The following is a 12,417-nucleotide window of genomic DNA, read 5'->3' as shown; positions in this document are numbered from 1 at the left end:
TGCTAGAACATAACGAACCTTCATAGACTACATAAATAGACCTTTAAATGGATTTATGAACAAACAAAAAAAGAGGCAGCAGGAATACCTGCTACCTCTTCTATAGAAGTGTCATACTTCGATTACTTAGTGATTGTAGAAACAACACCAGAACCTACAGTACGTCCACCTTCACGGATTGAGAAACGAGTTCCGTCTTCAATCGCGATTGGAGAAATAAGTTCTACAGTCATTTCAACGTTATCTCCAGGCATAACCATTTCTACGCCTTCTGGAAGTTGAATAACACCAGTTACGTCCGTAGTACGGAAGTAGAACTGTGGACGGTAGTTAGAGAAGAATGGAGTGTGACGTCCACCTTCGTCTTTAGATAGTACATAAACTTCTGATTTGAAGTTTGTGTGTGGTGTGATTGAACCAGGCTTAGCTAGAACTTGACCACGGTTGATGTCTTCACGGTTAACACCACGAAGAAGGGCACCAATGTTGTCACCAGCTTCAGCGTAATCTAGAAGCTTACGGAACATTTCTACACCAGTGATTGTTGTCTTACGTGCTTCTTCAGCAAGACCGATGATTTCGATTTCGTCACCGACTTTAACTTGTCCACGCTCAACACGACCAGTTGCAACAGTACCACGACCAGTGATTGAGAATACGTCCTCAACTGGCATCATGAATGGCTTGTCAGTGTCACGGTCTGGAGTTGGAACATATGCGTCTACTTGATCCATTAGGTCGTAGATCGCTTGCTCGTACTTCTCTTCGCCTTCAAGGGCTTTAAGAGCAGAACCGCTTACTACTGGTACATCGTCACCATCAAAGTCATACTCAGATAGAAGGTCACGAACTTCCATTTCAACTAGCTCAAGAAGCTCTTCGTCGTCTACCATGTCAACTTTGTTCAAGAATACAACGATAGCTGGTACACCTACGTTTTTAGAAAGTAGGATGTGCTCACGAGTTTGTGGCATTGGACCGTCAGCAGCAGATACTACTAGGATCGCTCCGTCCATTTGTGCAGCACCAGTGATCATGTTCTTAACGTAGTCAGCGTGACCTGGGCAGTCAACGTGTGCGTAGTGGCGAGTTTCAGTTTCATACTCAACGTGTGCAGTGGAGATTGTGATTCCACGCTCGCGCTCTTCTGGAGCACCGTCGATCATGTCATATGCCATAGCTTCACCAGAACCTGATCTCTTGTGAAGTACAGTCGTGATCGCTGCAGTTAGAGTTGTTTTACCATGGTCAACGTGGCCGATTGTACCAATGTTGACGTGGGACTTGGACCGGTCGAATTTTTCTTTACCCATTGTATATTTCCTCCTTTAAATAAGTAGCAATTTTATAGTTTTTATATGCAGCCTAGGAGTAAGATTCATACTCCTAAGCTTACAATACAAGTTATACTTTAACTCGTGAAAAAAATCAATTATTCACCAGCATTTTTCTTAATAATTTCTTCTGAGATACTCTTCGGTACTTCTTCGTAGTGATCGAAGTGCATCGTGTACGTTCCGCGACCTTGCGTGTTAGAACGTAGCGCCGTTGCATAACCGAACATTTCAGAAAGTGGAACGAATGCTTTAACCACTTGAGCGTTACCGCGAGTTTCCATACCATCTACACGTCCACGACGGGATGTTACGTCACCCATGATGTCACCCATGTATTCTTCAGGAATAACAACTTCAACTTTCATCATTGGTTCAAGAAGAACTGGTTTACATTTGTTCTTAGCTTCTTTAAGTGCCATAGATGCAGCAACTTTAAAGGCCATTTCGTTGGAGTCGACATCGTGGTAAGAACCATCATAAAGAGTAGCTTTGATGTCTACCATTGGGTAGCCAGCAAGTACACCATTCTCTAGAGATTCTTTGATTCCTTGCTCTACGGAAGGAATGTATTCACGTGGTACAACACCACCGACGATTTTGTTGACGAATTCAAATCCGCCACCTTCTTCGTTTGGCTCGAACTCAACCCATACGTGACCGAATTGTCCACGACCACCTGATTGACGTACGAACTTACCTTCAACTTGTGCGCTAGCACGGAATGTCTCACGGTAAGCAACTTGTGGAGCACCAATGTTGGCTTCCACTTTGAACTCACGGCGAAGTCGGTCAACGATGATATCAAGGTGAAGCTCACCCATACCAGCGATGATCGTTTGGCCTGTTTCAACGTTTGTCTCTGTACGGAACGTCGGATCCTCTTCAGCAAGTTTACCAAGAGCGATAGACATCTTATCTTGGTCTGCTTTAGATTTCGGTTCGATCGCAACGGAGATAACTGGCTCAGGGAATTCCATAGACTCAAGAATAACTACGCTCTTCTCATCACAAAGAGTGTCACCAGTTCCTGTGTCTTTAAGTCCTACTGCACCTGCGATATCACCAGCATATACAGTGGAGATCTCTTCACGAGAGTTTGCGTGCATTTGTAGGATACGACCTACACGCTCACGCTTATCTTTCGTAGCGTTCTTCACGTAAGAACCAGCGCTAAGTGTACCGGAGTACACGCGGAAGAATGTCAGTTTACCAACGTAAGGGTCAGTTGCAACTTTAAACGCCAATGCAGAGAATGGCTCGTTGTCATCTGGCTTACGTACTACTTCTTCTTCCGTACCAGGAACGTGACCTTCGATTGGTGGTACATCTAATGGAGATGGAAGATAATCAATAACTCCATCGATTAGAAGTTGAACACCTTTGTTCTTGAAGGCAGAACCACAGAATACCGGGTAGAAGTCTACACTTAGAGTAGCTGTACGAATTGCTTCTACAAGCTGCTCGTTCGTGATTTCTTCTCCCTCAAGGTATTGCATCATCAAGTCTTCATCAAGTTCAGCAACAGCTTCTACAAGCTTGCCGCGGTACTCTTCGGCTTGATCTTTATACTCTTCAGGGATAGCACGCGCTTCAGCACGTGTACCTAGGTCATCCATGTAATAGTAAGCTTCCATTGTTACAAGGTCGATAATTCCTTCGAAATCATCTTCTGCACCAATAGGAAGTTGAACAGCAGCAGCATTTGCACCTAGACGCTCTTGAAGAGTTCCTAGAGAGTAAATGAAGTCTGCGCCGATTTTGTCCATCTTGTTAACGAAAACAATACGTGGAACACCGTACGTTGTAGCTTGGCGCCATACTGTTTCAGTTTGTGGTTCTACACCAGACTGAGCATCAAGTACAGCTACCGCCCCATCAAGTACACGCAATGAACGTTCAACCTCTACTGTGAAGTCTACGTGTCCAGGTGTATCAATGATGTTGATACGGTGGTCTTTCCACTGAGCAGTTGTCGCTGCGGAAGTGATTGTGATTCCGCGCTCTTGTTCCTGCTCCATCCAGTCCATTTGGGAAGCTCCTTCGTGAGTTTCACCAATCTTGTGGATACGTCCTGTGTAGAAAAGAATACGCTCTGTTGCTGTCGTTTTACCAGCATCAATGTGAGCCATAATCCCGATATTCCGAGTCTTTTCCAGGGAGAACTCTCTAGCCATGGCATTTGCTCCTTCCTGAGTGAAGTTTTATTTGATAGCTGATTACCAACGGTAGTGAGCGAATGCTTTGTTCGCTTCAGCCATTTTGTGCATTTCTTCACGGCGCTTAACAGCTGCACCTGTGTTGTTTGCTGCATCTAGAAGTTCGTTAGCTAGACGCTCTTCCATTGTTTTCTCTCCGCGTAGACGCGCATAGTTAACAATGAAACGCAAACCTAGAGCCTGGCGACGTTCTGGACGAACCTCAACAGGTACCTGGTAGTTGGAACCACCTACACGACGAGCGCGTACTTCCAATACAGGCATTACGTTTTTCATCGCTTGATCAAAAGCTTCCATAGCTTCGTTTCCGCTACGCTCTTGAACTAGTTCAAAAGCTTTATAAAGAATCTTTTGAGCTTTACCGCGCTGACCATTCACCATGATTTGGTTGATCAAACGAGTAACAAGCTTAGAATTGTACATCGGATCTGGTAACACATCACGTTTTGCTACTGGACCTTTACGTGGCATATGTTCCCCTCCCTTCAATCATTTGTTTTATTTAACCGATAGATAACTATCGCTTATTTTTTAGCTTTTGGCTTTTTCGTACCGTATTTAGAACGGCCTTGCATACGTCCGTCTACGCTTGCAGTATCTAGCGCACCACGTACTACTGTGTAACGTACACCTGGCAAGTCTTTAACCTTACCGCCACGGATTAGTACAACACTGTGCTCTTGAAGGTTGTGGCCGATACCAGGGATATAAGCGTTAACCTCAAGTTGGTTCGTCAAACGAACACGAGCATATTTACGAAGAGCGGAGTTCGGCTTCTTCGGTGTCATCGTACCAACACGAGTACAAACACCACGTTTTTGTGGAGAGTTCTCGTCCGTCATACGTTTCTTATAGCTGTTGTAACCTTTGTTCAAAGCTGGTGCCGTAGCCTTTCTAGACTTAGCAACACGTCCTTTACGAACTAATTGGTTAATAGTAGGCATGTTTGATGTCCTCCCTTCCTTAATTCTTAATACCACACATCCAGGTGGTTCATAAAAAGGCAAAAAACAAAGCTTTCGCGATTTACGCCAAAACTTTATTGCTTTATAGCTACTGTAGCAGCTCCAACATCAATACCACAAGCATCTCCCAATTCCTCCATAGAAGGAACGTTCGTGTGCGGTATATTTAACTGTTTAGCTAGCTTGACTACTTTTGCCGTCATCGACTGATCAGCATCGTCAGCCGTAATGACCTCATTCACTTCACCATTTTTCATGGCTTTCAGTGTTTGTTTGGTCCCGATTACTATCTCTGATTTAGCCTGTGCTACTTTTTCATAAGACATATTCAATATCCTCCAAAGTAACAAGGATAAACGGAAGCACCTTGATTATATTATCACTACCCAAAATGCATGTCAACTGCATTTTGGGTAGTTTTTATATTTTTGGCATCAAGCTTTGAAGTTGCTTCTGTATCTTTTACCCTTTGTTAACCTGAAATCTTTCTAAACTTATGGTTGTGTGACTTCTTCTGGCTGTTCGGCGGATGGCTTTCCGCTTTCGGACTGAGCTTGAATCTTACGATATCTTGTCATTCCTGTACCAGCCGGAACAAGTTTACCAATAATAACATTTTCTTTCAACCCTAGAAGTTCATCGCGCTTACCTTTAATTGCAGCATCAGTTAGGACACGAGTTGTTTCCTGGAAGGATGCAGCAGATAGGAAGCTATCTGTTTCAAGGGATGCTTTCGTGATACCAAGGATAACCGGACGTCCAACAGCTGGTTGTCCACCTTCCATAAGAGCTTTCTGGTTCGCTTCTTTGAATTGGTGGATCTCAAGTAGAGAGCCAGGGAGTACATCGGTGTCTCCGGAATCAAGGACACGGATTTTACGAAGCATTTGGCGAACCATGACTTCGACGTGTTTATCGGAGATTTCTACACCTTGCATACGGTAAACTTTTTGTACTTCTTTAAGAAGGTACTCTTGTACACCGTCGAGTCCCTGAATCGTAAGAAGTTCTTTAGGATCAATAGAACCTTCTGTGAGTGGTTCCCCTGCTTTTACATGGTCCCCAACAGATAGTTTCATACGAGCGCCATATGGAGCTGTGTATGAACGGGATTCTACTGCACCTTGAACAACGATTTCAAGCTTCTCTTTGACCTCGTTGACTTCTTGGACTGTACCGTCAATTTCACTGATGACAGCTTGACCTTTCGGATTACGCGCCTCAACGATCTCTTGGATACGCGGAAGACCTTGTGTGATATCGTCTCCGGCTACACCACCTGTGTGGAACGTACGCATTGTAAGCTGCGTTCCTGGTTCACCGATGGATTGAGCGGCAATGATTCCCACAGCTTCTCCAACTTCAACTTCTTCTCCTGTCGCCAAGTTGCGACCGTAACACTTCTTACAAACGCCGTGCTTCGTATTACATGTGAATGCAGAACGAATCACGATTTGTTCGATGCCGGAATCAACAATTTGTTTCGCAGCATCTTCAGAAATGACTTCATTACGCCCGACAATGAGTGCTTCCGTTTCTGGGTGCTTCACTGTCTGGAAGGAAGTACGGCCAATCAGTCGATCGAACAATGGTTCGATAACTTCTGAACCTTCTGTTAGAGAGTACACTGGAAGACCACGGTCTGTTCCACAATCATCTTCACGCACGATAACATCTTGAGCTACGTCAACTAGACGACGAGTCAGGTAACCTGAGTCGGCAGTCTTAAGGGCTGTATCGGCAAGACCTTTACGAGCACCGTGTGTAGAGATGAAGTATTCAAGTACCGTTAAACCTTCACGGAAGCTTGATTTGATCGGTAGTTCAATGATTCGTCCAGCCGGGTTGGCCATCAGACCACGCATACCAGCTAACTGTGTAAAGTTAGATGCGTTACCACGGGCACCGGAATCACTCATCATGAAGATCGGGTTGGTTGGGTCTAGTGATTTCATCAGACGGTTCTGAATGTCATCTTTAGCCGCAGACCAGATTTCAATGACGCGGTCATAGCGTTCTTCTTCTGTGATTAAACCACGACGGAATTGCTTAAGGACTTTATCAACTTTCTCTTGTCCTTCTACGAGGATTTCCTGCTTCTCTGGAAGTACCACGACGTCAGATACACCTACCGTGATACCTGCTTTCGTCGAATAAGCGAATCCTAAGTCTTTCATGCGGTCTAGCATTTTAGATGTTTCACTGATGGAGAAGCGTTTGAACACTTCGGCAATGATGTCACCCAAGATGCCTTTCTTGAATGGAGCCACTTCTTCGCGCTTGGCAATCTCTTCACGGATATTCGTTCCACTTGGGACGAAGTATTGATCCGGCGTCTTGACTTCAAGGTTCTCTTGAGTCGGTTCGTTGATATAAGGGAAAGAACTTGGCAGCATTTCATTAAAGATAAGCTTTCCTACGGTAGTAAGAAGAAGCTGCTGATTCTGTTCTTCTGTAAATGTGTCATTATTTAAGGAACTAGCTTGTACAGCTACACGTGTGTGCAGGTGAGCATAGCCATTCTGATAAGCCATCAGTGCTTCGTTCAAGTCTTTGAAGGTCATTCCTTCTCCAACAGCACCAATACGTTCAAGTGTCAGGTAATAGTTACCTAGTACCATATCCTGTGAAGGTGTTACGACAGGCTTACCATCCTTAGGGTTCAAGATGTTTTGGGCTGCAAGCATCAGAATTCGAGCTTCTGCTTGAGCTTCGGAAGACAATGGTACGTGAACCGCCATTTGGTCTCCGTCAAAGTCAGCATTATAAGCTGTACATACTAGTGGGTGAAGACGAATAGCGCGTCCCTCAACTAGTGTCGGTTCGAATGCTTGAATACCTAAACGGTGCAAGGTTGGTGCACGGTTCAATAGAACAGGGTGCTCTTTGATTACATCTTCAAGCACATCCCATACCTCATCATGAACACGTTCGATTTTACGCTTAGCAGACTTGATGTTGTGAGCAAGCCCACGAGACACAAGCTCTTTCATTACGAAAGGCTTGAATAGTTCAAGCGCCATTTCTTTCGGCAGTCCACACTGATACATCTTCAGGGAAGGACCAACAACGATAACGGAACGGCCTGAATAGTCGACACGCTTACCAAGCAAGTTCTGACGGAAACGACCTTGCTTACCTTTCAACATGTGAGAAAGGGATTTAAGCGGACGATTACCTGGTCCTGTTACCGGACGGCCACGACGACCGTTGTCGATTAATGCGTCGACTGCTTCCTGAAGCATACGCTTTTCGTTCTGGACAATAATCGTAGGAGCACCTAGATCCAACAAACGCTTCAGACGATTATTACGGTTGATGACACGACGATAAAGGTCGTTCAAGTCAGACGTCGCAAAACGTCCGCCATCAAGCTGTACCATCGGGCGAAGCTCTGGAGGAATAACAGGTAATACATCTAGAATCATCCAAGATGGATCGTTGCCTGAATGACGGAATGATTCAAGAACTTCCAAACGCTTAATAGCACGTGTACGACGCTGTCCTTGAGCCGTTTTAAGTTCTTCTTTCAATGTCTCTACTTCTCCATCAAGATCGATGTCGTATAGCAATTTACGAATAGCTTCAGCACCCATTGCTGCTTGGAAACCTTGACCGAATTTTTCACGGTATGAACGGTACTCTTTCTCAGAAAGCAACTGCTTTCTTTCAAGAGCCGTTTCACCTGGGTCTGTCACGATATACGCAGCAAAGTAAATGACTTCCTCAAGCGCACGAGGGGACATGTCAAGAACAAGGCCCATACGGCTCGGGATGCCTTTGAAGTACCAAATATGAGAGACAGGGGCAGCTAACTCTAAGTGCCCCATACGCTCACGACGTACTTTTGCTTTTGTCACTTCTACCCCACAGCGGTCACAAACGACGCCCTTATAACGGACGCGTTTGTATTTACCACAGTGACACTCCCAGTCCTTTTGAGGACCGAAGATTCGTTCACAGAATAAGCCATCTTTCTCTGGTTTCAGTGTACGGTAGTTGATCGTTTCTGGTTTTTTGACCTCACCATATGACCAAGAGCGGATCTTGTCTGGTGATGCCAAACCGATTTTCATATACTCAAAGTTATTTACATCTATCAAGGGGCCTACCTCCCTTTCAGTATCCGGGTTTTACCCTAAGCTCAGAACACTCATCCTTCGACGGATTCACTATCTTTAGTCGTCTAGGTTTAAATTCTCGGATTCTTTCGTTTGTTCTTCCTCGATATCACGCATTTCAATCTCTTCCTCATTACCATCCAGAATCTTAACGTCCATACCAAGGCTTTGAAGCTCTTTGATCAGAACTTTAAAGGATTCTGGTACGCCAGGTTCTGGAACGTTGTCGCCTTTGACTATCGCTTCGTACGTCTTCACACGACCAACGACATCATCAGACTTCACAGTCAAGATTTCCTGCAGTGTATATGCGGCACCATAAGCCTCAAGTGCCCATACCTCCATCTCACCGAAACGCTGTCCACCGAACTGTGCTTTACCACCAAGCGGTTGTTGCGTAACAAGAGAGTAAGGTCCTGTAGAACGCGCGTGTAATTTATCATCGACCATGTGCGCTAGTTTGATCATATACATGACACCTACCGACACACGGTTATCAAACGGTTCACCCGTACGACCATCATAAAGGATGGTCTTCGCATCACGAGCCATTCCTGCTTCCTGAAGTGTTTCCCACACGTCTTCCTCACGCGCTCCATCGAATACAGGAGTTGCTACACGTTCACCAAGTAGACGGGCAGCCATTCCCAAGTGCAACTCAAGCACTTGTCCGATGTTCATACGTGATGGTACACCAAGTGGGTTCAACATGATATCTACAGGAGTACCGTCCGGCAAGTACGGCATATCTTCTTCTGGAAGAATCTTAGAAATTACACCTTTGTTACCGTGACGACCGGCCATTTTGTCACCTTCAGAAATCTTACGCTTCTGAACGATATAGACACGGATCAACTGGTTAACTCCCGGTGGTAACTCATCGCCATCTTCTCTATTGAATATTTTCACATCAAGGACAATTCCGCCTGCGCCGTGTGGTACACGTAGGGACGTGTCACGCACTTCACGCGCTTTCTCGCCAAAGATAGCATGAAGGAGACGTTCTTCTGCAGATAATTCTGTTACACCTTTAGGCGTCACTTTACCGACAAGAAGGTCACCATCGCTTACTTCAGCACCGACACGGATAATTCCGCGATCATCGAGGTCGCGAAGAGCGTCTTCTCCGACGTTTGGAATGTCTCTTGTAATTTCTTCAGGTCCAAGCTTCGTATCACGTGCTTCAGACTCATATTCTTCAATATGAATAGAAGTATAGACGTCGTCTTTCACAAGACGTTCACTCATGATGATGGCATCCTCATAGTTATAGCCATCCCAAGTCATGAAGGCTACCAGCGGGTTTTGACCTAGCGCAAGCTCACCCATATCCATGGATGGACCATCAGCAAGGATTTCACCTTTTGTTACCCGGTCACCCTTCGCAACGATTGGACGTTGGTTATAGCAACTTCCTTGGTTGGAACGGATGAACTTCTGCAGACGGTAACGATCAAGGTCACCTTCAACTTCACGGCCGTCCACTTCAGAGATACGACGAACAAGTACTTCTTTCGCTTCCACTCGCTCGACTACACCTTCATGGCGGCAGATAACGGCTGCACCGGAGTCTTTACCAGATACATATTCCATACCTGTACCAACAAGAGGTGCATCAGGTTTCAGCAATGGTACAGCTTGACGTTGCATGTTCGCACCCATAAGGGAACGGTTGGAGTCATCGTTCTCTAAGAATGGAATACATGCTGTCGCAGCAGAAACAACCTGCTTCGGAGAAACGTCCATGTAATCAAGACGATCACGTTGAACGACCGTGTTCTCACCACGGAAACGAGCGATAACTTCTTCATCTTGGAAGGTACCGTCTTCATCAAGCTTCGCATTGGCCTGTGCTACAACGTAGTTATCCTCTTCGTCAGCTGTCAGGTAATCAATTTGAGCGGTAACCTTATTCGTATCTGGATCGACACGACGGTAAGGTGTTTCGATAAACCCGAATTCATTGACCTTCGCATAAGAAGACAAGGAGTTGATCAGACCGATGTTCGGTCCTTCCGGCGTTTCGATCGGACACATACGACCATAGTGGGAGTAGTGTACGTCACGAACTTCAAAGCCTGCACGTTCACGAGTCAGACCACCTGGCCCTAAAGCAGATAGACGACGTTTATGGGTCAATTCTGCAAGTGGGTTCGTTTGGTCCATGAACTGTGATAGCTGAGAGCTACCAAAGAACTCTTTGATCGATGCAATAACCGGACGGATGTTAATCAATTGTTGCGGTGTGATGGAGGATGTGTCTTGGATTGACATACGCTCACGCACAACACGCTCCATACGGGATAGTCCGATACGGAATTGGTTTTGCAATAGTTCCCCTACAGAACGAAGACGACGGTTACCTAGGTGGTCGATGTCATCTGTTCCGCCTACATTATGCAGCAAGTTAAAGAAGTAGCTGATAGATGATAGGATATCCGCTGGTGTAATGTTCTTCACATCACGGTCAATGTTCGCATTACCGATGACATTAATAGAACGTTCACCTTCTGGATCTGTCGGGTCGACGATTTTCACGGATTGTACTTGAATCGGATCTTCAAGCACTCCTTCAACCGGATCAAGAGATTGCTCGCTCAAGTTTGTTTCTTCATCCTCGAAGTGAGGAATTAGTTTGTTAAGCAAGCGACGATCGATTTTGTCCCCTTTTTCTGCTAGTACTTCACCAGTTTCTTCATCAACTAGTGTTTCCGCTAGCGTTTGGTTGAACAAACGATCTTTGATGTTTAGCTTTTTATTCATTTTATAACGTCCGACACGCGCTAAATCATAACGCTTCGGATCGAAGAAACGAGAAACAAGTAAACTTTTAGCGTTTTCTACCGTTGGTGGTTCACCAGGGCGTAGACGCTCGTAAATTTCCAGCAATGCTTTCTCGCTATTTTCAGTGTTATCTTTTTCTAACGTGTTCTTCAGGTATTCGTTGTCACCAATGAGGTCAATGATCTCTTGGTCTGTTCCGAATCCTAGAGCACGAAGTAGGACCGTAATCGGTAGTTTACGCGTACGATCAATACGTACGTGTACTACGTCTTTCGCATCGGTTTCAAATTCTAACCATGCACCACGGTTTGGAATAACGGTAGCTGTGTGACCACGTTTTCCGTTCTTATCAATCTTCTTGTTGAAATATACACTCGGAGAGCGAACAAGCTGAGATACGATAACACGCTCAGCACCATTAATTACAAAGGTACCTGTGTCCGTCATTAATGGGAAATCTCCCATGAATACTTCTTGCTCCTTCACTTCGCCTGTTTCATTATTTAATAAACGAACTTTGACACGAAGCGGTGCATTATATGTTACATCGCGATCCTTTGACTCATCCACTGGATACTTTGGCTCGCCTAGGCTATAGTCTACAAACTCTAGTGATAGGTTACCTGTGAAATCTTCGATTGGAGAAATGTCCTGGAACATTTCTTTCAACCCTTCTTCTAAGAACCAATCATAAGAAGCGGTTTGAATCTCAATCAGATTCGGTAACTCTAATACTTCACTGATACGTGCATAACTTCTGCGCTGGCGGTGTCGTCCATACTGAACTAGTTGACCTGTCAACTGATTCACCCCTCAAATCAAGCATTTTTATAACGAAAAAAGGGTTCGGCAAAGGCATGCCGAACAGGCTTGCGGTTGATCTTGCCACAAGCACTATTTAAACATTCGCCTTATAGCAAATGGTGATTCTTCATTTCTCTCTAACGTTAGACAAAAAAGAAAAAGGGTTTTCATAGCAAAAAACCTCATTTAC

The 12,417-nt window shown here is 45.0% G+C and carries 7 protein-coding genes; all 7 read right to left on the bottom strand.

From position 1 onward, the window contains the following. Positions 1-122 precede the first annotated feature (122 nt). Positions 123-1,313, bottom strand: coding sequence for an elongation factor Tu (tuf, locus tag H0266_RS18755; RefSeq protein WP_181473984.1), 1,191 nt, complete (start codon positions 1,311-1,313; stop codon positions 123-125). Positions 1,314-1,432: 119 nt separating this feature from the next. Beyond that, positions 1,433-3,511, bottom strand: a complete 2,079-nt coding sequence (gene fusA, locus H0266_RS18750) for an elongation factor G (protein WP_181473983.1) — start codon at positions 3,509-3,511, stop codon at positions 1,433-1,435. A gap of 42 nt (positions 3,512-3,553) precedes the next feature. Next, positions 3,554-4,024, bottom strand: a complete 471-nt coding sequence (gene rpsG, locus H0266_RS18745) for a 30S ribosomal protein S7 (RefSeq protein WP_181473982.1) — start codon at positions 4,022-4,024, stop codon at positions 3,554-3,556. Positions 4,025-4,077: 53 nt separating this feature from the next. Beyond that, the gene (gene rpsL / locus H0266_RS18740) at positions 4,078-4,497 is read right to left on the bottom strand and encodes a 30S ribosomal protein S12 (protein ID WP_181473981.1); all 420 of its coding nucleotides are present in this window, start codon (positions 4,495-4,497) and stop codon (positions 4,078-4,080) included. A gap of 95 nt (positions 4,498-4,592) precedes the next feature. Further along, complete coding sequence (locus tag H0266_RS18735) at positions 4,593-4,844, bottom strand: 50S ribosomal protein L7ae-like protein (RefSeq protein WP_181473980.1); 252 nt, start codon at positions 4,842-4,844, stop codon at positions 4,593-4,595. Between the two features lie 168 nt (positions 4,845-5,012). Then, entirely contained in the window at positions 5,013-8,621 is a 3,609-nt protein-coding gene (rpoC, locus tag H0266_RS18730; protein ID WP_181473979.1) for a DNA-directed RNA polymerase subunit beta', read from the bottom strand. A gap of 75 nt (positions 8,622-8,696) precedes the next feature. Then, on the bottom strand, positions 8,697-12,224 hold the full coding sequence (rpoB, locus tag H0266_RS18725) for a DNA-directed RNA polymerase subunit beta (protein WP_181473978.1): 3,528 nt from the start codon (positions 12,222-12,224) through the stop codon (positions 8,697-8,699). Positions 12,225-12,417 lie beyond the last annotated feature (193 nt).

It is taken from the genome of Halobacillus locisalis (assembly GCF_013694105.1).
Taxonomy (GTDB): Bacteria; Bacillota; Bacilli; order Bacillales; family Halobacillaceae; genus Halobacillus; species Halobacillus locisalis.
This window is presented reverse-complemented; position numbering and strand designations above follow the sequence as displayed.

Excerpts from the sequence above, each read along its gene's own strand:
- rpsG (WP_181473982.1), bottom strand. The coding sequence starts at position 4,024 with ATGCCACGTAAAGGTCCAGTAGCAAAACGTGATGTGTTACCAGATCCG.
- tuf (WP_181473984.1), bottom strand. The coding sequence starts at position 1,313 with ATGGGTAAAGAAAAATTCGACCGGTCCAAGTCCCACGTCAACATTGGT.
- H0266_RS18735 (WP_181473980.1), bottom strand. The coding sequence starts at position 4,844 with ATGTCTTATGAAAAAGTAGCACAGGCTAAATCAGAGATAGTAATCGGG.
- rpsL (WP_181473981.1), bottom strand. The coding sequence starts at position 4,497 with ATGCCTACTATTAACCAATTAGTTCGTAAAGGACGTGTTGCTAAGTCT.
- fusA (WP_181473983.1), bottom strand. The coding sequence starts at position 3,511 with ATGGCTAGAGAGTTCTCCCTGGAAAAGACTCGGAATATCGGGATTATG.